25 protein-coding genes are annotated in these 24213 nt (G+C 72.2%); all 25 read right to left on the bottom strand.

Annotated elements, in window-relative coordinates:
* Positions 1–41 precede the first annotated feature (41 nt).
* The 25 genes from GKE56_RS18095 to ruvX all read right to left on the bottom strand — a co-directional run bounded on the left by GKE56_RS18095 (position 42) and on the right by ruvX (position 24210).
* Positions 42–578: a hypothetical protein gene (locus tag GKE56_RS18095; protein WP_370518447.1), complete on the bottom strand. Its 537-nt coding sequence runs from the start codon at positions 576–578 to the stop codon at positions 42–44.
* Positions 579–590: 12 nt separating this feature from the next.
* A complete protein-coding gene (locus GKE56_RS03510; protein WP_370518446.1) occupies positions 591–2099 on the bottom strand; it encodes a hypothetical protein in 1509 nt (502 codons plus the stop codon).
* A gap of 66 nt (positions 2100–2165) precedes the next feature.
* On the bottom strand, positions 2166–3386 hold the full coding sequence (gene metK / locus GKE56_RS03505) for a methionine adenosyltransferase (protein ID WP_154683373.1): 1221 nt from the start codon (positions 3384–3386) through the stop codon (positions 2166–2168).
* Positions 3387–3476: 90 nt separating this feature from the next.
* Positions 3477–4802, bottom strand: coding sequence for a bifunctional phosphopantothenoylcysteine decarboxylase/phosphopantothenate--cysteine ligase CoaBC (coaBC, locus tag GKE56_RS03500; protein ID WP_154683372.1), 1326 nt, complete (start codon positions 4800–4802; stop codon positions 3477–3479).
* 9 nt (positions 4803–4811) lie between these two features.
* A complete protein-coding gene (rpoZ, locus tag GKE56_RS03495) occupies positions 4812–5075 on the bottom strand; it encodes a DNA-directed RNA polymerase subunit omega (RefSeq protein WP_154683371.1) in 264 nt (87 codons plus the stop codon).
* 20 nt (positions 5076–5095) lie between these two features.
* Entirely contained in the window at positions 5096–5680 is a 585-nt protein-coding gene (gene gmk, locus GKE56_RS03490) for a guanylate kinase (RefSeq protein WP_230209160.1), read from the bottom strand.
* Positions 5677–5994, bottom strand: a complete 318-nt coding sequence (mihF, locus tag GKE56_RS03485; protein ID WP_154683370.1) for an integration host factor, actinobacterial type — start codon at positions 5992–5994, stop codon at positions 5677–5679. The genes gmk and mihF overlap by 4 nt, the downstream gene beginning before the upstream one ends.
* A 153-nt stretch (positions 5995–6147) precedes the next feature.
* A complete protein-coding gene (gene pyrF / locus GKE56_RS03480) occupies positions 6148–7017 on the bottom strand; it encodes an orotidine-5'-phosphate decarboxylase (protein ID WP_230209159.1) in 870 nt (289 codons plus the stop codon).
* Positions 7014–8051, bottom strand: a complete 1038-nt coding sequence (locus tag GKE56_RS03475; RefSeq protein ID WP_154683369.1) for a dihydroorotate dehydrogenase — start codon at positions 8049–8051, stop codon at positions 7014–7016. Before GKE56_RS03475 ends, pyrF begins: the two co-directional genes overlap by 4 nt.
* On the bottom strand, positions 8051–8974 hold the full coding sequence (locus GKE56_RS03470) for a dihydroorotate dehydrogenase electron transfer subunit (RefSeq protein ID WP_154683368.1): 924 nt from the start codon (positions 8972–8974) through the stop codon (positions 8051–8053). The genes GKE56_RS03475 and GKE56_RS03470 overlap by 1 nt, the downstream gene beginning before the upstream one ends.
* Positions 8971–12276 carry a carbamoyl-phosphate synthase large subunit gene (gene carB, locus GKE56_RS03465; protein WP_154683367.1) on the bottom strand — a complete coding sequence of 1102 codons (3306 nt, stop codon included), beginning with the start codon at positions 12274–12276 and terminating at the stop codon, positions 8971–8973. Before carB ends, GKE56_RS03470 begins: the two co-directional genes overlap by 4 nt.
* On the bottom strand, positions 12276–13475 hold the full coding sequence (gene carA, locus GKE56_RS03460; protein WP_154683366.1) for a glutamine-hydrolyzing carbamoyl-phosphate synthase small subunit: 1200 nt from the start codon (positions 13473–13475) through the stop codon (positions 12276–12278). Before carA ends, carB begins: the two co-directional genes overlap by 1 nt.
* Positions 13472–14050, bottom strand: a complete 579-nt coding sequence (locus GKE56_RS03455; protein WP_154683365.1) for a hypothetical protein — start codon at positions 14048–14050, stop codon at positions 13472–13474. Before GKE56_RS03455 ends, carA begins: the two co-directional genes overlap by 4 nt.
* Positions 14047–15342, bottom strand: coding sequence for a dihydroorotase (locus tag GKE56_RS03450; protein WP_154683364.1), 1296 nt, complete (start codon positions 15340–15342; stop codon positions 14047–14049). Before GKE56_RS03450 ends, GKE56_RS03455 begins: the two co-directional genes overlap by 4 nt.
* Positions 15339–16292 (bottom strand): aspartate carbamoyltransferase catalytic subunit, encoded by a 954-nt coding sequence (locus GKE56_RS03445; protein ID WP_154685591.1) that lies wholly within the window; start codon positions 16290–16292, stop codon positions 15339–15341. The genes GKE56_RS03450 and GKE56_RS03445 overlap by 4 nt, the downstream gene beginning before the upstream one ends.
* A 65-nt stretch (positions 16293–16357) precedes the next feature.
* The gene (gene pyrR / locus GKE56_RS03440; protein ID WP_230209280.1) at positions 16358–16885 is read right to left on the bottom strand and encodes a bifunctional pyr operon transcriptional regulator/uracil phosphoribosyltransferase PyrR; all 528 of its coding nucleotides are present in this window, start codon (positions 16883–16885) and stop codon (positions 16358–16360) included.
* A 191-nt stretch (positions 16886–17076) separates the two neighbouring features.
* Positions 17077–17490 carry a transcription antitermination factor NusB gene (gene nusB, locus GKE56_RS03435; protein WP_154683362.1) on the bottom strand — a complete coding sequence of 138 codons (414 nt, stop codon included), beginning with the start codon at positions 17488–17490 and terminating at the stop codon, positions 17077–17079.
* Between the two features lie 3 nt (positions 17491–17493).
* On the bottom strand, positions 17494–18054 hold the full coding sequence (efp, locus tag GKE56_RS03430; protein WP_154683361.1) for an elongation factor P: 561 nt from the start codon (positions 18052–18054) through the stop codon (positions 17494–17496).
* An 83-nt stretch (positions 18055–18137) separates the two neighbouring features.
* Positions 18138–19211, bottom strand: coding sequence for a 3-dehydroquinate synthase (gene aroB / locus GKE56_RS03425; protein ID WP_154683360.1), 1074 nt, complete (start codon positions 19209–19211; stop codon positions 18138–18140).
* Positions 19208–19732, bottom strand: coding sequence for a shikimate kinase (locus GKE56_RS03420; protein WP_370518445.1), 525 nt, complete (start codon positions 19730–19732; stop codon positions 19208–19210). Before GKE56_RS03420 ends, aroB begins: the two co-directional genes overlap by 4 nt.
* Positions 19726–20949, bottom strand: coding sequence for a chorismate synthase (gene aroC / locus GKE56_RS03415; protein WP_154683358.1), 1224 nt, complete (start codon positions 20947–20949; stop codon positions 19726–19728). The genes GKE56_RS03420 and aroC overlap by 7 nt, the downstream gene beginning before the upstream one ends.
* 37 nt (positions 20950–20986) lie before the next feature.
* Positions 20987–21658 (bottom strand): A24 family peptidase, encoded by a 672-nt coding sequence (locus GKE56_RS03410; protein ID WP_154683357.1) that lies wholly within the window; start codon positions 21656–21658, stop codon positions 20987–20989.
* A complete protein-coding gene (locus GKE56_RS03405) occupies positions 21655–22470 on the bottom strand; it encodes a shikimate dehydrogenase (protein ID WP_154683356.1) in 816 nt (271 codons plus the stop codon). Before GKE56_RS03405 ends, GKE56_RS03410 begins: the two co-directional genes overlap by 4 nt.
* Positions 22463–23638, bottom strand: a complete 1176-nt coding sequence (gene mltG, locus GKE56_RS03400; protein ID WP_154683355.1) for an endolytic transglycosylase MltG — start codon at positions 23636–23638, stop codon at positions 22463–22465. Before mltG ends, GKE56_RS03405 begins: the two co-directional genes overlap by 8 nt.
* The gene (ruvX, locus tag GKE56_RS03395; RefSeq protein ID WP_154683354.1) at positions 23635–24210 is read right to left on the bottom strand and encodes a Holliday junction resolvase RuvX; all 576 of its coding nucleotides are present in this window, start codon (positions 24208–24210) and stop codon (positions 23635–23637) included. The genes mltG and ruvX overlap by 4 nt, the downstream gene beginning before the upstream one ends.
* Positions 24211–24213: the final 3 nt, after the last annotated feature.

The raw sequence follows: 24213 nt of genomic DNA, 5'->3' as shown, positions 1-24213 counted from the left end.
CGCGCGGACCCGCCAGACCCGCCAGACCCGCCAGACCGGCGTCATCGGGCGGGGTCGGGCGGGTCGACCCGGACCTGGATCACCGCTCGCTCCTTGCGGGCACTGCGCACGGCCTTCACACCCGCGAGGGCGGCCGACAGCGCCGCCCGGCGCTCGAGCGGCGCCCGCAGGACCACCCGGACGTCGGTCTCGCCAGCCGGCAGGGGCCCGAGCCGCTCCACGTCGTCACCGAGGTCGGCGTGGCGCAGGGCGGCCTCCACCGCGCGGCGTTCGCCCGTCACAGTGGCCATCGCGACGGTCGGCGGCAGGGACAGCGGCACCCGCTCGGCCAGCTCTCGCCCCGCGAACCAGCCCGGGTCCCACCGGACCAGGGCCTCGACCGGGGGAAGGGTGGTGTGGGTGGGCGCCCCGCACAGGACCAGCTGGCCGCCCGCCGCCGCGCCCCGGGTCAGCCCGGCCGCGGCCATCCACCGGCGCAGTGCCTCCTCGCCGGCGTCGAGGGTGGGTCGGTCGAGGCTCGCCCACGCGTCGAGGAGCAGGCACGCGGCATAACCCCCCCTCGGCGACGGGCTCGGCACCCGGGGTCGCAATCACCAGCGCGGGGGTGGACGCCACCCGCTCGAGGACCGCGCCGGCCCCGGAGGTGTGCACCGGCACGCCGGGGAAGGCCCGGCCCAGCTCCTCGGCGGTGCGCCGAGCGCCGACGACTGACGACCGCAGCTCGCGGCCACCGCAGGCCCGGCACTCGAACCGGCCGACCCCGCGACCGCACCACCGACAGGCCGGCTCCGCTCCCCGGCCCGACACGGCCACCGGGCCGGCGCAGTGCGCGCACCGCACCGGGGTCCGACAGGTCTGGCAGGACAGGGACGGGACGTAGCCCCGGCGGGGCACCTGCACGAGCACCGGACCGGACCCCAGCGCGGCCTTGGCGGTGCGCCACGCGACGGACGGCAGGTGGGCCGAGGCGGCCGCCGGGTCACGCTCGACCTCGACGCCCTCGCCCGCCACGACGACCCGCGGGACGGCGTCGCGCACGGCGGTGGCCACGATCGGGCGCAGCGCACCGGACTCGACGAGCTGGTGCACGGCGACCGAGCGGGTGAACCCCCGGACAGCACTGCGGCGCCCTCGAGCCGACCGCGCTCGAGCAGCACCTCACGGACGTGGGGGTACGGCGCACGGGGCTCCTCGAGCACGTCGTCGCCGTCGTCCCACCAGGCCACCAGGCCGAGGTCGCGGACCGGTGCGAAGGCCGCGGCCCGGGTGCCCACGACGACGGAGACGTGGCCCCGGAGGACCTTGAGCCAGGCGGTGTAGCGCGCCTGTGGGCCCTGGTCGGCCGTGAGCCGCACATGTCGACCCCGCCCCAGTGCCTCGGTGAGTGCGGCGTCGACCCGAGCCACGTCACGGTGGTCGGGGACGACGATCACGCTGCCCCGGCCGCTGGCCAGCGTCGCCGCCGCCGCGGCAGCGAGGGCAGCCGGCCAGTCAGCCAGTGGGTCCACCGAGGGCAGCGCCAACCACGACGCGGCCGGGGACCCACCGGCGGCCAGGCGGGAGACATAGGCCGGGCCTGCGGCATAGCGAACCCACGCCGGCCCCGCACCGGGCCAGGCGGGCAGCGGGTCCGGCACCGGGGCCTCGAGGGCGAGCGCGCGCTCGGCTGCGGCGTGGCGCGGGGGCAGTGCCAGCCGCAGGACGTCACCCAGGGTGCCCGCGTAGCGTGCGGCGACCGACTGGGTGAGGGCGAGCAGCGGCGGCGTGAGCACGGGCTCGGGCGAGACCACCCGCCGCAGCGGCGCGAGCCGCCCGTCGTGCTCGGCCACGGCACGCCGGGCCAGCACGAAGCCGTCGAGGTCCTGCCCGGCGAACCGCACCTTGACGCGCACCCCGGGCACAGCGGTCTCGGCCAGTGCCTCGGGCACGAGGTACTCGAAGGGTCGGTCGAGGTGCGCCAGCCCGGTGTCGACCACAACCGAGGCCACCGGGTCGACGGACGCGGCGGCCTGGTCGGGACGTGGACGACTGCGCCGCGGGGCAGGCGGCATCGCGGAGCGGATCAGCTCCAGCTGCTCGCTCGCACTCGATCCGCTCATGGGAGGGAACCTATGCCCGCGTGGTGACAGCGCCGCGGTCGCGCCGCGGGCACCGCGGGTGCAGGACTAGCCCTTGACGGCCCTCTGGAGGGCCTCGACCCGGTCGGTCCGCTCCCACGTGAACGGGTTGGTGACCCCGTCGACATGGGTGCGGCCGAAGTGGCCGTAGGCCGCCGTGGGCTTGTAGATCGGGCGCAGCAGGTCGAGGTCGTGGACGATCGCCGCGGGACGCAGGTCGAAGACCGACGTGATTGCGGACTGGATCGCATCGACCGGCTCGGTCTCGGTGCCGAAGGTCTCGACGTAGAGCCCGACCGGCTGGGCCTTGCCGATGGCGTACGCGACCTGCACCTCACAGCGGCGGGCCAGGCCCGCGGCGACGATGTTCTTGGCCACCCAGCGCATCGCGTACGCGGCGGAGCGGTCGACCTTCGACGGGTCCTTGCCGGAGAAGGCGCCGCCACCGTGGCGAGCCATGCCGCCGTAGGTGTCGACGATGATCTTGCGACCGGTGAGGCCGGCGTCGCCCATCGGACCACCGATCTCGAAGCGACCCGTGGGGTTGATCAGCGAGCGGTAGGACGAGGTGTCGAGCTCGGTGCCCTCCTCGGCCAGCTGCGCGAGCACCGGCTGGATCACGTGCTGCTCGATGTCGGGGGTCAACAGCTCGTCGAGGGAGATGTCGGCAGCGTGCTGGGTCGACAGCACGACGGTGTCGAGCTTGACCGCCTTGTCGCCGTCGTAGGAGATGGTCACCTGGGTCTTGCCGTCCGGCCGCAGGTAGGCGACCTCGCCGCTCTTGCGGACGGCCGACAGGCGCTCGGCCAGACGGTGGGCGAGGAAGATCGGCAGCGGCATGAACTCGGCGGTGTCGTCGCACGCGTAGCCGAACATCAGGCCCTGGTCGCCCGCGCCCTGCTTGTCGAGCGGGTCGACGCCGCCCGTGCGGTTCTCGTATGCCGTGTCGACGCCCTGGGCGATGTCGGGGCTCTGCTGCCCGATCGACACCTCGACGCCGCAGGAGGCGCCGTCGAAGCCCTTGGTGGACGAGTCGTAGCCGATGCCGAGCACGGTGTCGCGGACGATCTTGGGGATCTCGACGTAGGCCTCGGTGGTCACCTCGCCGGCCACGTGCACCAGACCGGTCGTCACCATCGTCTCGACGGCCACCCGGCTACCGGGGTCCTGGTCGAGCATGGCATCGAGGATGGAGTCGGAGATCTGGTCACAGATCTTGTCCGGGTGGCCTTCGGTGACCGACTCGGAGGTGAACAGACGTGCGGACACGGACTCTCCTTCAACTGCAACGGACTGACGGCGGGCATGCGCCCTGGTGATCCACGAAGACCGACACGGACCCCGTGAGTTTAGCGATGGTCAGAGGATCTCCTGCACGGCGTCCCACACTGCGGCAGCGATCTCGTCCTTGGTGGCGGGCCCTGCGTCGACCACGTGGCTCGAGCCCTGGCGCAGGATGTGGACCGTGTTGACGTCCTGACCGAAGGTCTTGTCCGCACCGACCTCGTTGACCACGAGCAGGTCACAGCCCTTGCGGGCGAGCTTGTCGCGGCCGTGGTCGAGCACGCTGCCCTGGTCGTCGCCGGTCTCGGCGGCGAAACCCACGATGACCGGGTTCGCCTCCTCACCGCGCGACTCGACGAGCCGGGCGAGGATGTCGGGGTTGCGGACCAGCGCGATCGTCGGGGCGGCGTCCGGGTCGGCCGGGTCGTGGGACTTCTTGATCTTGGCGTCGAGGTAGTGCGCCGGTCGGAAGTCCGCCACGGCGGCGGCCATGACGACGACGTCCGCGTCGGTCGCGGCCTTCTCGACCGCCTCCTGGAGGTCGAGCGCGGTCTGCACCGGCACGACGACGACACCGGGCGGGGCCGTCAGCTCGGTGTTCGCGCTGATGAGGACGACGTCGGCCCCGCGCCGCGCGGCGATGCGGGCCACGGCATACCCCTGCTTGCCCGAGCTGCGGTTGCCCAGGAACCGCACCGGGTCGAGCGGCTCACGGGTGCCTCCGGCCGTGACCACGACGGTGCGGCCCCGCAGGGGGCCCGTGGGGTGGTCCCCGGGTATGCCGTCCTGCCGGACGGCGTGGTCGACCGCGGCGGTGCCGTGGGCGAGGATCCGGGCGCACACGGCGTACAGGTCGTCGGGGTCGGGCAGCCGGCCGGGACCGGTGTCGGCGCCGGTCAGCCGCCCCGATGCCGGCGGGATGATGTGCACGCCCCGCTCGGTGAGCGTCGAGACGTTGGCCTGGGTGGCGGCGTGGTCCCACATCTCGGTGTGCATGGCGGGAGCCATGACCACGGGGCAGCGTGCGGTGAGCAGGACGTTCGTCAGTAGGTCATCGGCGAGCCCGTGGGCCGCCTTGGCGAGCAGGTCGGCCGTGGCAGGCGCGACCACGACCAGGTCGGCGCTCTGGCCGAGGCGCACGTGCGGCACCTGCGGGACGTCGCTCCACACGTCGGTGTGGACCGGCTTGCCGGACAGCGCCTCCCACGTGGGGGCCCCGACGAAGCGCAGGGCCGACGCCGTCGGGACGACGGTGACGTCGTGCCCGGCCTCGGTGAACAGGCGCAGCAGCGAGCAGGCCTTGTAGGCCGCGATGCCGCCGCCGACGCCGAGCACGATGCGCGCGGTGCGCGCGGTCGGCGGTCGCGGCGGTGTCCTGTCGCTGCCCGGCTGTGAGGGCACGGGGTGGGGTCAGCTCTCGATGGGCTCGGAGGTGAGCAGCCCCTGGTTGATCTCGCGCAGCGCGATCGACATGGGCTTCTCGTGGACCTGGGAGTCCACCAGCGGGCCGACGTACTCGAGCAGGCCCTCCTGGAGCTGGCTGTAGTACGCATTGATCTGGCGCGCGCGCTTGGCCGAGTAGATGACCAGGGCGTACTTCGAGTCAGCCTTGGTGAGCAGGTCGTCGATCGGCGGGTTGGTGATGCCGATCGGGTTCGCGACGGTTCCAGACACGGGGGTACTCACTTCTGTCGTCAATGGGATCGCATCAATGATACGAGTTCTTGGGCCGCACGACGAACGTCGTCGTTGACGACCGTCACGTCGAACTCATCCTCGGCCGCCATCTCAACCTTCGCGGTCTCGAGGCGACGGTTGCGCTCCTCCTCGTCCTCGGTGCCCCGACCGACCAGACGGCGGACCAGCTCGTCCCAGCTCGGGGGGGCCAGGAAGACGAACAGCGCCTCGGGCATCGACGCGCGGACCTGGCGCGCGCCCTGAAGGTCGATCTCGAGCAGGGCCATCCGGTGCGCCGCGAGGGCCGCCTCGACCGGGTGGCGGGGGGTGCCGTAGTGGTTCTGGCCGTGCACGACGGCGGACTCGAGGAGCTCGCCGTCGCGCTCCATGCGGGCGAACTCGGGCTCGTCCACGAAGTGGTAGTGGACGCCCTCCTGCTCGCCGGGCCGCGGAGCCCGGGTGGTGGCGCTGACCGACAGCCACACCTCGGGAAAGTGGTCACGGACGTAGGCGGAGACCGTGCCCTTGCCGACCGCGGTGGGGCCGGCGAGGACGACGAGCCGGTGTGGCCGGTCCAACGCCTCGGAGGGCTGCTGGCTCACGCCTCGTCGAAGCGGGTGAGCAGCGCCGAGATCTGGTTGGCGCCGAGGCCCCGCACGCGGCGGCTCTCGGAGATGCCGACCTCTTCCATGATCTGGCGCGCTCGGACCCGGCCCACGCCGGGCATGGACTCCAGCAGGGCGGACACCTTCATCTTGCCGACGACCTCGTTCTCCTTGCCGTCGACGATGACGTCCTTGAGGGAGCCCTGGGCGTACTTGAGGCGGTTCTTGACCGCGGCACGCTCACGGCGGGCGACGGCGGCCTTCTCCAGGGCCGCGGCTCGCTGCTCCGGGGTCAACGGGGGGAGGGCCACGGCATTACTCCTTGTGGGGTCGCTCGTCATCGCGCGGACTGACTGTGTGCAGGGAACTGAACCCTTGACACTGGACTGTAGCAACCGAACCGAGGTGATTCTCTCCGAGGTTGCCGTCCTGCCCCGGCGAGTCCGAAATGACCGATTTGTCGGTCAGCGCATGATCGCAGCCATGGCCTCGCTGGTGCGCATGGCGCGGTCCCGCAGGCCGCCGACGTCCGGCCCCGCGCTGAGCACCTCGCGGCTGCTCGCCGGGAGGACGTTGGGCAACGCGTCACCGAACACCTGGCGCAGGTCGTCGCTCGTCCCGCCCTGCGCACCGACCCCCGGGGCGAGCAACGGGGCGTTCGCACCCGCCAGGTCGAGCTCGAGCTCCTGCACGGCCGACCCCACGGTGGCACCCACGACGAGCCCGATGCTGCCGAGCACCCCGAGCCCGCGGGCTTCCGCGTTCTCGCGGGCAGCCCCGACGACCATGGTCTCCGCCACGCTCACCTCGCGCAGCCGGGCGTGCTGGACCGACCGGCCCTCCGGGTTGGAGGTGAGGCCGAGGACGAAGACGCCCCGACCGGTCCGGGCCGCCAGGTCGAGGGCGGGGCGCAGCGCCTCGAAGCCGAGGTAGGGGCTGGCCGTGATGGCATCCACCGGCGCCACCGCCTCGGTACCGAGGTAGGCCTCGGCATACGCCGCCATCGTCGAGCCGATGTCACCGCGCTTGCCATCGAGCAGCACGAGGGTGCCCGCCTCGCGGAGCGCCCGGATGGCGCCCTCGAGGACGGCCAGCCCCCGCGACCCGAACACCTCGAAGAAGGCCGACTGCGGCTTGACCAGGGCGACGTGGCCGGCGAACGCCTCGACACAGGCGTCCGTGAACGCGGCGAGCCCGTCGAGGTCGTAGCCCAGACCCCACGACTCGACCAGGGCCCGGTGCGGGTCGATGCCGGCGCACAGCGGCCCATAGGTGTCGACGGCAGTCCTCAACCGCTGACCGAACGTCGCACCCATCGCCTCGCCCACCGTCATGCCATCCTCTCGTGTGCCACGCCCACCGCGTCGGTGAACCGCTCGAAACCCTTGTCCCGCAACAGGTCACGCAGCTCGCGCCCGACTCGGACGGGTGCGCCGGGATCGTTGAAGGTCGCCGTGCCAACCTGCACCGCACTCGCGCCAGCCGCCACGAGCTCGAGTGCGTCGCGCCCGGTGCGCACTCCCCCGACGCCGATGATCGGCACCGTCGGGAGCCGACCCTCGCGCATCGCGGCGCGGGTCTGCCAGATGGCCCGGACGGCCACCGGGCGCACCGCGGGTCCGGACAGCCCACCGGTCACCCCGGCAACCTGCGGCCGCAGCCGGTCCGTGTCGATCACCATGCCCAGCAACGTGTTGATCATGGTGAGCCCGTCGGCCCCGGCCTTCACCGACGCCTGCGCGACGCTGACGATGTCGGTCACGTCGGGCGTCAGCTTGGCAAAGATCGGCACGTCCCGAGGCAGCTGCTCACGGACCAGGGCGATGACCTTCGCGCTGGCCATGGGGTCGCAGGCGAAGACCAGCCCGCGGTTGGCGACGTTGGGGCAGGAGATGTTGACCTCGACCCCGACGACCGCGTCGAACGCCGGGCTGGCGCGCAGTATGCCCGCCACGTCGGCGAACTCCCCGCTCGTGTTCCCGGCGATGGAGACGAGTGCGCGGGCCCCTTGGGCCTTGAGCCAGGCGAGGTCCTTGTCCACGAAGGCGTGGATGCCGGGTCCCTGGAGACCGATCGAGTTGAGCATGCCGGACGGCGTCTCAGCCATGCGCGGCGTCCCCCGGCCAGAGCGCGGCTCGGCCATGACCGACTTGGTGACGAAGGCACCGAGCTCGCGCAGGTCGAAGAACCGCGCCAGCTCCTGGCCGTTCGCGGCGCACCCGCTGGCGGTCATCATCGGGCTGGGCAGGGTGACCCCGGCCAGGGTGACCGACATGTCCACCGGCGCGCTCGCCGCTGAAGCCGTGCCGCCCTCGGTGGGCGCGTCCGGCGGCGGATCGGTATGCCGGGTGCTCGTGAACAGGCCCATCAGTGACCTCCGCCCCGGGGCGCCCCGACCGCGTCCGCGGGCACGCGGCATACCCCGTCGGCGAAGGCCTCCCAGCGCACCCGGTCGCCACGGAACACCGGGCCCTCGACGCAGGACCGCACCATGCGCGTGAGGCCGTCGTTGCCCTTCACGGGCAGCACGCACGTCATGCACACGCCGACCCCGCAGGCCATCGACTCCTCGACCGCCACCTGGGCGACAGCGCCTTCGTCCGTGGCCACCTGGCTCACCGACTGGAGCATGCCCATCGGGCCACAGCCGTAGACGACCGCGGCCCCGGTGCGGCGGATGACCGCGGGGAGGACATCGGACACCCAGCCCTTGGTGCCCATCGAACCGTCGTCGGTGGTGACGGTGACGCCGTCGGCGCTGCGGCGGGCCTCCACCACGCCGAAGAGCTTCTGCTCGGTCGCGGCCCCGAGCAGAAGCTCGACGTGGCAGCCGCGCTCGCGCAGCGTCTCGGCGAGCCAGAAGAGCGGGGCACTGCCGTAGCCACCACCGACGAGCACGCAGGGAACGGGTTCGGTCGGCAGCGGGAAGGGGCGACCGAGGGGACCCACGATGTCGACCTCGTCGTGCGCGCGCAGGTCACTCAGCCACCGGGTGCCCGGCCCGACCGGCGAGATGACGACGTCGACGGTGCCGCCATAGGTCCCTGACGGGCTGACCTTGTGGATGGAGAAGCACCGGCGCAGGAGCGTGCCGCCGGCCTCCCCACCGACCGCCAGCGCGACGAACTGGCCCGGGCGAGCGAGCTCGGCCAAGCCCGGTGCCACGAAGGTGAGGTGGTGGTAGGCGCCGGCCCGGCGCGAGGCGATGAGCTCGCCCGTCACCTGGAGGACACCCGACGAGCCGGGCGCGGGGGCCGTGGTGGGTGCGGCGCTGCTCGGTGCGGGGATCATGCGCGCCCACCCACGCCGTAGAGGTCGAGATCGCGGGAGTGCTCCTGCAGGGACTTCACGGTGAACTCGCCCCGCAGCTGCGCCTCGATCCCCTGCACCGCGGCCGCCAGCTCCTGCACCGTGGTGATGATCGGGCGGTCCATCGAGGTGGTCGCGGCGCGGATGGCGTACCCGTCGGCCCGCGCGTTCGAGCCCGATGGCGTGTTGACCACCATGGCCACGTCGCCGGCGAGGATGAGGTCGACGATGCTCTGCTCGCCGACTTCCCGCTCGCTGTGCTTGTGGACGACCTCGGACGGAATGCCGTTGCGGCGCAACACATCTGCCGTGCCGGAGGTGGCGACGATGGTGAACCCGAGGTCGGCGAGCCGCTTGACAGGGAAGATCATCGCGCGCTTGTCGCGGTTGGCGACGGAGACGAAGATCCGGCCTTCGCGCGGTAGCCCGGACCCGGCACCGAGCATGCCCTTGGCGAACGCCGTCCCGAAGTCCTGGTCGATGCCCATGACCTCGCCGGTCGAGCGCATCTCGGGCCCGAGCAGGCTGTCGACGACCTGGCCGTCCCGGGTCCGGAAGCGCTTGAACGGCAGGACGGCCTCCTTCACGGCGACCGGCGCATGGCTGGGCATCGCGCCACCGTCGCCCTCGGGCGGCAGCAGTCCTTCGGCGCGGAGGTCCTTGATCGTGGCCCCGAGCATGACGCGCGCAGCGGCCTTGGCCACCGGCACGCCGGTGGCCTTCGCGACGAACGGCACCGTGCGCGAGGCGCGAGGGTTGGCCTCGAGGACGTAGAGGATGTCCTGGGCGAGGGCGAACTGGACGTTCATCAACCCCCGCACGCCGATCCCCTCGGCCAGCTGCAGGGTGGCCTCGCGGACCCGCTCGAGCTCGGCGACGCCGAGCGTGACCGGCGGCAGGGTGCACGCGGAGTCGCCGGAGTGGATGCCGGCCTCCTCGATGTGCTCCATGATGCCGCCGAGGTACAGGTCTGTGCCGTCGTAGATCGCGTCGACGTCGATCTCGATCGCGTCGTCGAGGAACCGGTCGACGAGCACGGGGTGCTCGGGGCTGGCCACCGTCGCGCGGGTCACGTACCCGGCCAGGGTCTCGTCGTCGTAGACGATCTCCATGCCCCGCCCACCGAGGACGTAGGAGGGGCGCACGAGGACGGGGTAGCCGATCTCGCGGGCCACCGCGACGGCCTCGGGGGCGCTGTATGCCGTGCCGTGCTTGGGCGCGGGCAGCTTCGCCTCGGCGAGGACGCGACCGAACGCGCCGCGGTCCTCGGCCAGGTCGATGGCCTCCGGGCTCGTGCCGACGATGGGCACCCCCGCATCCTTGAGGGCCTTGGCCAGGCCGAGCGGCGTCTGGCCACCGAGCTGGACGATGACCCCGGCGACCGGTCCGGCCTGCTGCTCGGCGTGGACCACCTCGAGGACGTCCTCGAGGGTCAGCGGCTCGAAGTAGAGCCGGCTGCTGGTGTCGTAGTCGGTGGAGACCGTCTCGGGGTTGCAGTTGACCATCACGGTGTCGTAGCCGGCCTCCCGCAGGGCGAAGCTGGCGTGGACGCAGGAGTAGTCGAACTCGACGCCCTGGCCGATCCGGTTGGGCCCACTGCCGAGGATGATCACGGCCTCGCGCTCGCGCGGCTGCACCTCGGTCTCCTCGTCGTACGCGCTGTAGTAGTACGGGGTCTCGGCCGCGAACTCCGCGGCACAGGTGTCGACGGTCTTGTAGACCGGACGCACGCCGAGGGCGTGCCGTACGCCACGGACGACCGCCTCCGGCATACCCCGCAGCGAGGCGAGCTGGACGTCGGAGAACCCGTGGCGCTTGGCCGTCCGCAGCAGCCGCGGGGTCAGCTCGGGAGCCGCCGCGACCCGGTCGGCGACGTGGTTGACCAGGGCCATCTGGTCGAGGAACCACGGGTCGATGCCGGTGGCCTCGTGCACCTCCTCGACGCTGAGCCCGCCGCGCAGCGCTTGCTGCACGGTGACGATGCGCCCGTCGGTCGGTGTCCTCGCGGTCTCGAGCAGGGCGCGCGCCTCGGCGTCCGTGGGCCGCGGCCCGGACCAGTGGAAGCTGTTGTCGGCGCGCTCCATCGAGCGCAGGGCCTTCTGCAGTGCCTCGGTGAAGTTCCGGCCGATCGCCATCGCCTCGCCCACGGACTTCATCGTGGTCGTCAGGGTCGGGTCGGCCGCCGGGAACTTCTCGAAGGCGAAGCGCGGCACCTTGACGACGATGTAGTCCAGGCTCGGCTCGAAGCTCGCCGGGGTCTCCCGGGTGATGTCGTTGGGGACCTCGTCGAGGGTGTAGCCGATGGCCATCTTCGCGGCGATCTTGGCGATCGGGAACCCGGTCGCCTTCGACGCCAGCGCCGACGAGCGCGAGACGCGCGGGTTCATCTCGATGACGATGATCCGGCCGTCCACGGGGTTGACCGCGAACTGGATGTTGCAGCCGCCGGTGTCGACGCCGACCTCGCGGATCACCGCGATGCCGATGTCGCGCAGCCGCTGGTACTCGCGGTCGGTCAGCGTGAGTGCGGGCGCCACGGTGATGGAGTCGCCGGTGTGGACGCCCATGGGGTCGAGGTTCTCGATGGAGCAGACGACCACGACGTTGTCAGCGTGGTCACGCATCACCTCGAGCTCGTACTCCTTCCAGCCGAGGATCGACTCCTCGAGGAGCACCTCGGTCGTGGGGCTGTACTGCAGGCCCTGGCCGGCGATGCGCCGCAGGTCGACCTCGTCGTAGGCGAACCCGGACCCGAGGCCCCCCATGGTGAAGGACGGCCGCACCACGACCGGGTAGCCCAGATCGCCTGCGGCAGTGAGGCATTCGTCCATGGAGTGGCAGATGAAGGATCGTGCGGACTCTGCGCCGCAACGCTCGACCACGCCCTTGAACTTCTCGCGGTCCTCGCCGAGCTGGATGGCCTCGACGTTCGCACCGATGAGGGGGCAGCCGTACTTCTCGAGGACTCCCGCCTCGTGCAGGGCGATCGCGCAGTTGAGCGCGGTCTGGCCGCCCAGGGTGGCGAGCACCGCGTCGGGGCGCTCGCGGGCGATGATCGCCTCAACCACCTCGGGCGTGATCGGCTCGATGTACGTGGCGTCGGCGAACTCGGGGTCGGTCATGATCGTCGCCGGGTTGGAGTTGACGAGGATGACCCGCAGGCCCTCCTCGCGCAGCACCCGGCAGGCCTGCGTGCCGGAGTAGTCGAACTCGCAGGCCTGGCCGATGACGATCGGCCCGGAGCCGATGACGAGAACGCTCTTGATGTCGTCACGCTTGGGCATCAGCCGCGGTTTCCCTTCTCGTTGTTGCTCATCAGCTCCACGAACCGGTCGAACAGGTAGCCGGCGTCGTGCGGCCCGGCCGCCGCCTCGGGGTGGTACTGGACCGAGTAGGCGGGCAGGTCGAGGCAGTCGAGGCCCTCGACCACGTCGTCGTTGAGGCAGACGTGCGAGACGCGCACCCGCCCGTATGCCGTGCCGTCACGGTCGCTGGGCGCGGTCACGTCCGCGTCGACCGGCGCGTCGACCGCGAAGCCGTGGTTGTGGGCGGTGATCTCGACCTTGCCCGTGCTGCGGTCGATGACGGGCTGGTTGATGCCGCGGTGGCCGTACTTGAGCTTGTAGGTGCCGAAGCCGAGCGCCCGGCCGAGCAGCTGGTTGCCGAAGCAGATGCCGAAGAACGGGATGCGCGCGTCGAGGACCTCGCGGAGGACGGCGACCTCGGCGTCGGCCGCCGCGGGATCGCCCGGCCCGTTGGAGAAGAACACGCCGTCGGGGCCGGCGTCGCCGACGGCCTGGAGGTCGTCGAACGTCGCCGTCGCCGGCAGGACGTGCACCTCGATGCCCTGCTGGGCCATCAGGGTCGGGGTCATCGCCTTGATGCCAAGGTCGACCGCCGCGACGGTGAACCGCTTCTCCCCCACCGCAGGCACGACGTACGGCTCGGTCGTGCTCACCTCCGCCGCCAGCGCAGCCCCCGTCATCGACGGTGCGTTCCGGACGGCCCCGGTCAGCTCGGCGAGCGGCAGCTCGGACCGCTCTCCGGAGAAGATGCCGACGCGCATCGCGCCGCGCTCGCGCAGGTGGCGGGTGAGCGCTCGGGTGTCGATGCCGCTGATGCCCACGACGCCCTGCTGACGCAGGTCGTCCTCCAGCGAGCGCTGGGAGCGCCAGTTCGACGGCCGCAGCGCGGGGTCGCGCACGACGTAGCCCGCGACCCAGATCCGGTCCGACTCGGCGTCCTCGTCGTTGACGCCGGTGTTGCCGACGTGGGGCGCGGTCATGACGACGACCTGGCGGTGGTAGCTCGGGTCGGTGAGCGTCTCCTGGTAGCCGGTCATGCCGGTGGAGAACACCGCCTCACCCACGGTCTGGCCGATCGCGCCGTAGGCGTCACCGCGGAAGGTCCGTCCGTCCTCGAGGACGAGCACGGCCGACTCACGGTCGAGGTCGAGGTCGAGCGGGGCAGCGGACGCGGTCATGACGTCGGGTCTCCTTCTGAGGCGGGGGTCTCGGCCGTGCCGGTGTGCCACCAGAGCGCGGACTCGACCTTGTCGACGTCGGCGCGGTACCGCGGCAGGAAGCCGGTCTCGTAGACGTCGCCCTCGGGCGTGCGCCACTGCAGGACGAGCATGCGGTTGGCGCCGACGAACTTGCCGGCCATGCCGCGGTCGCGGCGGACCGAGACCAGCCGGCCGGCCGGGATGATCACCGTCGACTCGCCCTGGCGCTCGATCCGGACGAGCTGGGTCGGTGTGCCCCGGTTGACGGTGAGGGTCGCCTTGGCACGGTTGCCCAGTCCTTCGACCGTCACCCGCTCCAGGCGGCTGGCTGCCGTGGTGGTGCTGACGTAGGTGCCCTCGGCCAGGACCTGCGTCGAACGGGCGTCGTCGAGGACCGGAGCGCTCTTCGCCGCGGGCTCGCTGGTGCGGCGCCGCTCGGCGGCGATGGCGGCGGAGGCGTGGCTGCGCCGTTTGCGCAGCCACGCGGCATACAGCAGGGCGTAGATCAGGCCCAGGGCGACGAGCATGACGCCCACGGCTTGGAGTCGGGTCACGCGAGGGCCCCCTTCTGGGCGGTGACGCGTCCGCGCAGCACCGTGGCGTGCACCGCACCACGCAGGGTGCGGCCGTGCCACGGGTTGTTGCGGGACAAGGACAGCGAGGCGCCGCGGTCGATGGTGACCTGGGCCGACGGGTCGACCAGGGTCAGGTTGGCGGGCGCACCGACCTCGATCGGGCGGCCGTGGTCGGCGAGGCCGGCGATGCGCGCGGGGTTCTGGGCCATCACGCGGGCGACCCCGGCCCAGTCGAGCAGCCCGGTCGTCACCATGACGTCGCTGACGACGGACAGCGCCGTCTCGAGCCCGAGCATCCCGAAGGCAGCGTCGACGAACGCGTGCTCCTTGTCGTGCCGGGCGTGGGGCGCGTGGTCGGTGGCGACGGCGTCGATGGTGCCGTCGGCGAGCGCTTGGCGCAGCGCCTCGACGTCCTCCTGGGGCCGCAGCGGCGGGTTGACCTTGAACGTCGGGTCGTAGCCGGTGAGCAGGTCGGTCGTGAGGACGAGGTGGTGGGGCGTCACCTCGGCCGTGACGGCGATGCCCTGGGCCTTGGCCCAGCGCAGCACCTCCACGGTGCCCGCGGTCGAGACGTGGGCGACGTGGACGCGCGAGCCGGTATGCCGCGCCAGCATGACGTCGCGCGCGACGATCGACTCCTCGGCGATGCCGGGCCAGCCCGGCAGGCCCAGCCGACCGGACAGCTCGCCCTCGTGGGCGCACGCCTGCGGCCCCGCGAGCTGCGGGTCCTGGGCGTGCTGGGACACGACCCCACCGAAGGCGCGGACGTACTCGAGGGCACGTCGCATGACCCGGGCGTCGTGGACGCAGTGGCCGTCGTCGGAGAACACGGTCACGGCGGCCCGCGAGCGGTGCATCAGGCCCAGCTCGGCGAGCTCGTCGCCCAGCAGCCCCTTGGTCACCGCGCCCACCGGCACGACGTCGACCAGCCCGGCGGCGCGTCCGAGGTCGAGGATGCGCTCAGCAGCCTCGGCAGTGTCCGTGACCGGCGAGGTGTTGGCCATGGCCAGGATCGCGGTGTAGCCGCCGACGGCAGCTGCGGCCGACCCGGAGGCGATCGTCTCGGCATCCTCGCGCCCCGGCTCACGCAGGTGGGTGTGCAGGTCGACCAGCCCGGGCAGGGCGACCAGGCCGTCGGCATCGAGGACGTCCCAGCCCCGCGAGCCCTTGGCGCCGATCGTTCCGATCTGCGTGATGACGCCGTCCTCGATGAGCAGGTCGCTCGCGCCACCGCCGCACAGGTCGGCTCCGGTGACCAACAAGGCGCTCATGCGGTGCCTTCCTCTCCGGCGAGCAGGTGGTACAGCACCGACATCCGCATAGCGACCCCGGCGCTCACCTGGTCGAGGATCAGCGACTGGGCGGCATCCGCGGCGTCGGCGGCGATCTCGAGGCCCCGGTTCATCGGGCCGGGGTGGCAGATGACGGCCTCTGGGTTGGCGGCGGTGAGGAGGTCGAGGCGACCGCGCGTCAGGCCGTAGCCGACGGTGTACTCGCGCGCGGTGGGGAAGTAGCCGCCGCTCATCCGTTCGCGCTGCACCCGCAGCATCATCACCGCGTCCGCGGTCGGCAGCACCTCGTCGAAGTCGTGCGTGAGTGCAAACCCCTCGGTGCGGGCCCACGACGCGATGCCGCTGGGCATCAGGGTCGGCGGCGCGACGAGGGTGACCCGGGCGCCGAGCGTGCGCAGCGTGATGAGGTTGGAGCGGACCACCCGGGAGTGGGTCAGGTCGCCGACGATGACCACGTGGCGGTCCTCGAGGTCGCCGAGCCGCCGCTCCATCGTGTAGGCGTCGAGCAGCGCCTGGGTCGGGTGCTCGTGCATGCCGTCGCCCGCGTTGATGACGTGGGCGTCGACCCACTGGCTGACCTGGTGGGCCGCACCGCTGGCACCGTGGCGGATCACGAGGGCATCGACCCCCATGGCGGCCACGGTCAGGACGGTGTCCCGCAGCGACTCGCCCTTGGAGGTCGAGGACCCCTTGCCACTGATGTTGATGACGTCGGCCGAGAGCCACTTGCCGGCGATCTCGAAGCTGCTGCGGGTGCGCGTCGAGTCCTCGAAGAAGAGGTTCACGACCGTGCGACCACGCAGGGTCGGCAGCTTCTTCACCTCGCGCCGCTGGACCGCGTGCATCTCGGCGGCAGTGTCGAGGATGGCCCGCACCTGCGCGCGGTCGAGGTCGGCGGAGCTGAGCAGGTGGCGGCGGGTATGCCGCATGCCGGCGACCGTGTCGGCGCCCGTGGCGGCGACGGTCCCGGCGACCGTCGAAACCGGGCTGGACGTCATCGGGGCTCACCTGCGCTGATGGTGACCTCGTCCTGCTCGCCGTCGTGCTCGGTGAGCCGGACGCTGACCCGCTCGGTGCTGGCCGTCGGGAGGTTCTTGCCGACGTGGTCGGCCCGGATGGGCAGGTCCCGGTGCCCACGGTCGACCAGGACGGCCAAGCGCACCGCGCGCGGCCGGCCGAGGTCGGAGAGCGCGTCGAGAGCAGCCCGGACCGTGCGGCCGGAGTACAGGACGTCGTCGACCAGGACCACGACCTTGTCGTCGATCCCGGAGCCCGGGATGTCGGTGTGCATCGGGCTGCGGGTCGGCTGGCGGCGCAGGTCGTCGCGGTGCATCGTCACGTCGAGCGCGCCGACGGGCACGGGACGACCCTCGACGGACTCCATGACGCCGGCGAGCCGGTGCGCGAGGGCCACCCCGCGGCGTGGGATGCCCAGGATCACCAGGTCGTCGGCGCCCTTGTTGCGCTCGAGGATCTCGTGGGCGATGCGACGCAGGGCTCGGGACACGTCGGCCGCGCTCATGACGGTGCGGACCGACGGGTCCTCGGCGGTGGTGGTGGTGGCGGTGGGGACGGTCGAGTCGCCCTCGGGTGCTGCAGAGTCAGGACGCATGGCGGCGTCAGGACCTCCTTCCCTGCCTCACAGGACAGGTCGTTAAAGGATGTCGTTCGCGGGTCACCCTAGCGGATGGCGTGGTCTTCCGGCGGCGTGGGTCAGGCCAGGGTCGGCTTGACCTCGGCGAGGCGCCCGAGGAGACCGTTGACGAACTTCGGCGAGTCGTCGGTGGACAGGCTCTTGGCCAGCTCCACCGCCTCGGCGATGGCGACGCTCTCGGGCACCTCCGCGGCATACAGCACCTCGAACGCGCCGAGGCGCAGGATGGCGCGGTCGACGCTGGGCATCCGCTCGAGGGACCACCCCTGGGAGTAGGTCGAGAGCAGCTCGTTGATGTCGGTCCAGTGCTCGACGACCCCCTCGACGAGGTCGGCGGTGTACTGGTTGAGCGGCGCCTCGGTGACCGGCTTGGCCAGCCGCTCCACGAGCAGGTCGCGCGCGTTCATGCCGCGCTGCTCGGCCTCGAAGAGGAGGTCGACAGCCCGTTTGCGGGCCTTGGTCCTGGCAGCCAAGGGTCAGTTCACGCGACCGAGGTAGGAGCCGTCGCGGGTGTCGACCTTGACCTTGGTGCCCTGCTCGAGGAACAGCGGGACGTTGATCTGCGCACCGGTCTCGAGCGTCGCCGGCTTGGTGCCACCGGTGGAGCGGTCGCCCTGCAGGCCCGGCTCGGTGTAGGTGATCTCGAGCACGACCGAGGTCGGCAGCTCGACGTAGAGCACGGTGCCGTCGTGGGTCGCGACCTGGGCGGTCTGGTTCTCGAGGAGGTAGTTCGCGACCTCGCCGACGGTCGCCTCGGGGATGTGGATCTGGTCGTACGTGTCGCCGTCCATGAAGACGTAGTCCGACCCGTCCTTGTAGAGGTACTGCATGTCACGACGGTCGACGTTCGCGGTCTCGACCTTGACGCCGGCGTTGAAGGTCTTGTCGACGACCTTGCCCGACATGACGTTCTTGAGCTTGGTGCGGACGAAGGCCGGACCCTTGCCGGGCTTGACGTGCTGGAACTCCACCACGGCCCAGAGCTGGCCCTCGAGGTTGAGGACGAGGCCGTTTTTCAGGTCGTTGGTCGATGCCACAGGAAGAGTCGCTTTCGGTTGGGCTGGAAGTCGCCGAGCAGTCTAGCCGCCGCCCCAGCCCCTCCCCCGAATCGCGTGCGCCCTCAGTCGCGGCTGATCTCGGCGTATGCCGCCTGGAGCAGCGCGGGGTCGGGGCCCTCGAGCCGCACCGGCTTGGCCAGCCCGGCGAGCACCACGAACCGCAGCAGCGAGCCCCGCGACTTCTTGTCGCGCTTCATCGCGTCGAGCAGCTGGGGCCACCGGTCGCCACGGTACGTGACGGGCAGCCCCAGCGAGGTGAGGACGGCGCGGTGCCGGTCGACCAGGTCGTCGTCGATGCGTCCGACCAGGCGCGCCAGCTCGGCGACGTAGACCATGCCGATCGACACGGCGGCACCGTGCCGGAACGCGTAGCGCTCCACCTGCTCGACGGCATGGCCGAAGGTGTGGCCGTAGTTGAGGATCTCGCGCAGGTCCGACTCCTTGAGGTCCTGGGCGACGACGTCGGCCTTGACCCGGACCGCCCGCTCGACGAGCTCGCGCACGTGCGCACCCGAGGGGCTGCGCACCCCCTGCGGGTCGGCCTCGACGAGGTCGAGGATCACCGGGTCGGCGATGAACCCGCACTTGACGACCTCGGCCAGACCGGCCACGAAGTCGTGGGTGGGCAGCGTCTCCAAGGTGGCCAGGTCGCAGAGCACCCCGGCAGGAGGGTGGAACGACCCGACGAGGTTCTTGCCCTCAGGCGTGTTGATGCCCGTCTTGCCGCCCACCGCGGCGTCGACCATGCCGAGGAGGGTGGTGGGCACGTGGACGACCCGGATGCCGCGCAGCCAGGTGGCGGCGACGAACCCGGCGAGGTCGGTGGTCGCCCCTCCCCCGACGCTGACGACCGCGTCAGACCGAGTGAAACCGGCCTGCCCCAGGACGCCCCAGACGAACGCGGCGACCTGCGCGGTCTTGGCCTCCTCGGCATCGGGGACCTCTGCGGCATACGCCTCGAAACCGCTGGCCGCCAACGCCTCTCGCACGCCCTCACCGGTCGCGGCGAGGGCCCGGGGGTGCACGACCAGCACGCGCTGGACCCCCTCGCCGAGCAGCTGGGGCAGCTCGTCGAGCAGCCCGGTGCCGATGACGACGTCGTAGTCGCCGCCCACGCTGATCCGGGTGGTGGTCATGCTCTGCCTTCCAGGAACGCGACGATCTCCTCGACCACGGCCGCCGGCTTGCGCCCGCCGGTGTCGACCCGCAGGGTGGCGAGCCGTTCGTAGGTGGGGCGTCGCTCGTTCATCATCTTGGTCCAGGAGGCGCGGGGGTTGATCATGAGCAGCGGCCGACTGGCGTCGAAGCCGATGCGTCGCGCGGCGTCGGCGATGCCCACGTCGAGGAAGACGACCGTCTGGCCTGCGAGCGCCGCCTGGGTCTGGGGGTCCATCGGGGCGCCCCCACCCACCGAGACGACCCCGCGCCGCTCGGCCAGTGCCCGCGCCACCTCGGCGCGCTCGAGGTCACGGAAGTACGGCTCACCGTGGTCGACGAAGATGTCGGAGATCGACCGTGCCTCGCGCGACTCGATCGCGGCGTCGGTGTCGTGCCACTCGACGCCAAGGGCCACGGCGAGCCGGCGACCGATGGTGCTCTTGCCGGACCCCGGCGGCCCGATGACGACGACGAGGGGCCCGGACCCGCCGCTCACCACGTGCGCATGGTGGCCGGGATGGACGCGAGGTATGCCGCGTGGTTGCGGGACGTCTCGGCCACGGAGTCGCCACCGAACTTCTCGAGGCAGGCCTGCGCGAGGACCAGCGCGACCATCGCCTCGGCCACCACGCCGGCTGCCGGGACGGCGCACACGTCCGATCGCTGGTGGATCGCCTTGGCGGCCTCGGCACCGGTGGTGTCGACGGTGTCGAGGGCGCGCGGGACCGTCGAGATGGGCTTCATCGCGGCACGCACCCGCAGCACGTCACCGGTGGACATGCCGCCCTCGGTGCCACCGGCGCGACCGGTGCGCCGCTGGATCGCCCCGGACGCGTCCCGCTCCATCTCGTCGTGGGCGGCCGAACCCCGGCGGGCCGCGGTGCGGAACCCGTCACCGATCTCGACCCCCTTGATGGCCTGGATGCCCATGAGCGCGGCGGCGAGCTGGGCATCGAGACGACGGTCCCAGTGCACGTGGGAGCCCAGACCGGGCGGCAGGCCGTAGGCGACGACCTCGACCACGCCGCCGAGAGTGTCGCCGTCCTTCTTGGCGGCCTCGACCTCGCCGACCATGGCCGCCGAGCCGGTGGCGTCGAGGGTGCGCACGGGGTCGGAGTCGATCTGCTCGACCTGGTCGGGCGTCGGCAGCACGGCGTCGTCGCCGACCCCGGCGGTGCCGATGGCCACGGTGTGCGACACCAGCCGGATGCCATAGGCCTGCTCGAGGAACCGGGCCGCCACCTCGCCGAGCGCGACCCGGGCGGCGGTCTCGCGAGCGGAGGCACGCTCCAGCACCGGACGGGCGTCGTCGAAGCCGTACTTCTGCATGCCGACGAGGTCGGCGTGGCCGGGGCGCGGGCGGGTGAGCGGGCGGTTGCGCGCGACCTCGCGCTCGGCGTTGACGTCATCGGACGCGGCCAGGTCCTCGGGCGCGACCGGGTCGGCCGCCATGACGGTCTGCCACTTCGGCCACTCGGTGTTGCCGATCCGGATCGCCACCGGCGAGCCCATCGTCACGCCGTGGCGCACGCCCCCGAGGAACTCGACCTCGTCCTGCTCGAAGGCCATCCGGGCGCCGCGGCCGAAGCCGAGTCGGCGCCGCGCCAGGGCCGCGGCGACATCCTTGGTCGTCACCTCGACCCCGGCGGGCAGGCCCTCGATCGTCGCGAGGAGGGCTGGGCCGTGGGACTCACCTGCGGTCAACCAGCGGAGCATGCCCCGATCCTCCCATGCAGGCCAGGGCCAGCCGCCGTCAGGCCACCAGGTGGAACTCCACCCCGAGGGCGACGAACGCGCCCGCGAGCATGGCCGGGCCGAACGCGATGTGCGAGCGCAGCCCCACCCGCCGGCCCACGAGCATGACCAGCGCCACGACCCCGCCGACGACGAATCCCGCGAGCACCCCGAGCAGCGCCTGGGGCACCCCGACCCAGCCCAGGACCAGGCCGATCAGCCCCGCGAGCTTGACGTCGCCGAACCCCAGCGAGCTCGGCGAGATCCAGGCCATGACGAAGTAGAGCGCGAACAGGCCCGCCATGCAGGCCACGGCACGCAGCAGCGAGCCCCAGTCGCCCAGCCCGGCGGCGGCGAGGGCCACGAGGGCGCCGAGCGCCGGGTAGGCCGGCAGCACCAGCCCGTCGGGGAGCCGGTGCACGTCGGCGTCGATCCACACCAGGGCGACCGCCAGCCACCCGAAGAGGAGGTATGCCGGCAGCGCCGCCCACCCGGCGAAGTCGCCGATGCGCCAGGCGAGGAAGCCCCACAGCAGCGCCAGCACCAGGCCGGGCCACCACCAGTGCCGTGGCAGCGCGCCGGCGTCGTCGGACTCGATCCGGTACCCGCCGGTGGCCAGCGCACGGCCCGTCAACCCGCCGAGCACGGCGCCGGCCACGCCGAACAGCGCGACCAGCAGTCCGGCCGTCATCGGGCCAGCGCCTGGCGGCCGGCGGCATACATCGCCTGCACCGGCGGCGGCGTGCCGGTGAAGAGGCGGAACTGCTCGGCCGCCTGGTAGACGAGCATGTCGAGGCCCGACCTGACGCTCAGGCCGGCCCGCGAGGCGGCAGTGGCCAGCGGGGTGGGCCAGTCGGCGTAGACGACGTCCATGAGGGTGCCCGCGCGGCGGCGCGTCCCGACCGCGGCAGCCGCGACGAGACCGCCCTGCGGGGGCAAGGTACTGACGACGACACCGCTGGGGCGGGCCGTCCACGAGGCCAGCGGCACGACCTCGATCGCGACGCCCGCGTGCACCGCGAGCCGCAGCGTCTCGGGTCGGGCCTCGCCGCGCACGGCGAGCACCACCCGTTCGACGCCGAGCGCCGCGAGGGCAAGGATCGCCGAGCGTGCCGTGGCGCCCCCGCCCAGGACGACCGCAGAGCCGTCGTGGGCCACGTCGGCGAGCGCGCACTCGATGCCCCGCACGTCGGTGTTGTGGGCGTCCCAGCCGAGGTCGCCGCGCCGCACGAGGGTGTTGATGGCGCCGGTGACCCGGGCCGTCTGCGTCACCGTGCTCGCGACGTCGAAGGCCGCCTCCTTGAGGGGCATCGTCAGGCTCAGCCCGCGCCAGCTCTCGTCCAGGGGGGCGACCCACGACGCGAGCTCGTCGGCGCCCACGTCGTGCGCGGCATACGACCACTGGGTCAGCCCCGTGGCGCGGTAGGCCGCGGCGTGCAGCGTCGGCGAGAGCGAGTGGGTCACCGGTCGCCCGAGGACGGCGGCTCGCCGCGGCTCAGCCACTGCCCTCGCACTTCGGCTTGTTGGCGTCGCACCACGCCTGGCGCTGGGCGTTGTTGCGGTCGTGCTCGGCCCGGGTCGTCGCGAAGAGCGTCTCGCCGGTGTCGTAGTTGACCGTGACGAAGTAGAACCACGGACCCGGGGTCGGCGCGGCGGCGGCCTCGATCGCCTTGGCTCCCGGGCTGCTGATCGGACCCGGCGGCAGACCCTTGTGGGTGTACGTGTCGTAGGGGTTCGACTTCGCCGAGTCGTACTGCGCCTTGGTGAGGTTGCCGCGCTTCTGTAGGGCGAAGTTGACGGTGGAGTCCATCTGCAGCAACCCGACCGTCGGGCCGGTGGGGTGCTCGAGCCGGTTGTCGATGACCCGCGCGACCTTGCCCCGGTCGGCCACCCCCGCCTCGCCCTCGACGATCGAGGCGACGATGAGGGTCTTCTCGTAGTCCGCCTCGGAGACACCGGCACTCTGGAGCTCGGCCACGGCCTTGGCCACCATGGTCGCGAGCTGCTCGGTCGCGGTCGCCTTCGCGGGGAACTCGTAGGTCGACGGGAAGAGGTAGCCCTCGACGTTGCCCTTGGCCTCGGGTGGCAGGCCCAGAGCGGCGGTGTCCTTGGCCGCGGCCTGGTACTGCGCGAGCGGTACCCCGGTGCCCTTCGACAGCGCGGCGAACACCTCGCTCGTCCACAAGCCCTCACGGATGGTCACCCGCGGGACCGTGCGGTTCTTGCCGTCGACGAGGATCGCGAGCGCCTCCTTGGCCGACATCTGCTTCTTGAGCGTGTAGGTGCCCGGCTGGATCGCGGCGGACCGGGGGTCGGTCGCCGCGGCGTCGAGGAACGCCTTGGCCGTCTTGACGACGCCGGCCTTCTGGAGCGTGGCGCCGATCGCCCGACCACTGTCGCCGTCGTTCACCGTGACCTGCACCGAACCGCTGCCCGGGCCCGGGTAGTCGTTGCTCGCCAGGAACCCGTCGACCACCGGACGCAGGACGGTGTATGCCGCGAACGCCGCCGCAGCGACCAGGACGATGGCCACCACCAGGCAGCCCAGGCGCCGGCCGCGGCGTTTCGGCTTGCGGCTCGCGCGTCGTGACGAACGACTCTGACCCGGGTGACCCGGCTCCCCCGTCTCGTGCCCCCCGAAGATCGAGTGCTCCAGATGGGGCTCGGTCATCGGTGCCTGTCCTTTGTCCTGGGCTTGCGCCCACCTGTCGTGACCAGCTCGCCGGGCGGGCGCCCGGAGCTGCGCTCCGTGTCGAGGGCGGCCTGCAGGATGAGGACTGCTGCGGCCTGGTCGACCACCGCGCGGTGCTTGCGGCTGTCGACCCCGCTCTCGCGGAGGGAGCGGTGCGCGTCGACGGTCGTGAGCCGCTCGTCGACCAGACGCACGGGGACCGGGGCGACGCGTGCCGCCAGCCGCCCAGCATACGTGCGCGCTGCCTGAGCAGCAGGACCTTCGGCACCGCTGAGGCTGCGTGGCAGTCCCACGACCACCTCGAGGCAGTCGAGCTCCACGACGAGCGCGGCGATCTCCTCGAGGTCGGTGGGCGCCGGCGCGTCCGGTGTGGCGTCGGGCGTGGCGTCGGGTGTGGTGGCGGGGGCGACGTCGGGGGCGACGTCGTGCGTCAGGTCACGGGCCAGTGTGCGCACGGGGGTGGCGAGCAGTCCCGAGGGGTCGCTCGAGGCGACGCCCACCCGCACGCTGCCGACGTCGATGCCCACGCGCCGTCCGGGGCGCGTGGGCATCGA

The sequence above is a fragment of the Nostocoides sp. HKS02 genome (assembly GCF_009707485.1).
Classification (GTDB): Bacteria; Actinomycetota; Actinomycetes; order Actinomycetales; family Dermatophilaceae; genus Pedococcus.
Note: the sequence above shows the minus strand (reverse complement) of the source record. Positions and strands in the feature narration are given on the sequence as shown.

Excerpts from the sequence above, each read along its gene's own strand:
- GKE56_RS03510 (WP_370518446.1), bottom strand. The coding sequence starts at position 2,099 with ATGAGCGGATCGAGTGCGAGCGAGCAGCTGGAGCTGATCCGCTCCGCG.
- pyrF (WP_230209159.1), bottom strand. The coding sequence starts at position 7,017 with ATGACGGTGGGCGAGGCGATGGGTGCGACGTTCGGTCAGCGGTTGAGG.
- GKE56_RS03475 (WP_154683369.1), bottom strand. The coding sequence starts at position 8,051 with ATGGGCCTGTTCACGAGCACCCGGCATACCGATCCGCCGCCGGACGCG.
- GKE56_RS03470 (WP_154683368.1), bottom strand. The coding sequence starts at position 8,974 with ATGATCCCCGCACCGAGCAGCGCCGCACCCACCACGGCCCCCGCGCCC.
- carB (WP_154683367.1), bottom strand. The coding sequence starts at position 12,276 with ATGCCCAAGCGTGACGACATCAAGAGCGTTCTCGTCATCGGCTCCGGG.
- carA (WP_154683366.1), bottom strand. The coding sequence starts at position 13,475 with ATGACCGCGTCCGCTGCCCCGCTCGACCTCGACCTCGACCGTGAGTCG.
- GKE56_RS03450 (WP_154683364.1), bottom strand. The coding sequence starts at position 15,342 with ATGAGCGCCTTGTTGGTCACCGGAGCCGACCTGTGCGGCGGTGGCGCG.
- GKE56_RS03445 (WP_154685591.1), bottom strand. The coding sequence starts at position 16,292 with ATGCGGCATACCCGCCGCCACCTGCTCAGCTCCGCCGACCTCGACCGC.
- pyrR (WP_230209280.1), bottom strand. The coding sequence starts at position 16,885 with ATGAGCGCGGCCGACGTGTCCCGAGCCCTGCGTCGCATCGCCCACGAG.
- aroB (WP_154683360.1), bottom strand. The coding sequence starts at position 19,211 with ATGACCACCACCCGGATCAGCGTGGGCGGCGACTACGACGTCGTCATC.
- aroC (WP_154683358.1), bottom strand. The coding sequence starts at position 20,949 with ATGCTCCGCTGGTTGACCGCAGGTGAGTCCCACGGCCCAGCCCTCCTC.
- GKE56_RS03410 (WP_154683357.1), bottom strand. The coding sequence starts at position 21,658 with ATGACGGCCGGACTGCTGGTCGCGCTGTTCGGCGTGGCCGGCGCCGTG.
- mltG (WP_154683355.1), bottom strand. The coding sequence starts at position 23,638 with ATGACCGAGCCCCATCTGGAGCACTCGATCTTCGGGGGGCACGAGACG.
- ruvX (WP_154683354.1), bottom strand. The coding sequence starts at position 24,210 with ATGCCCACGCGCCCCGGACGGCGCGTGGGCATCGACGTCGGCAGCGTG.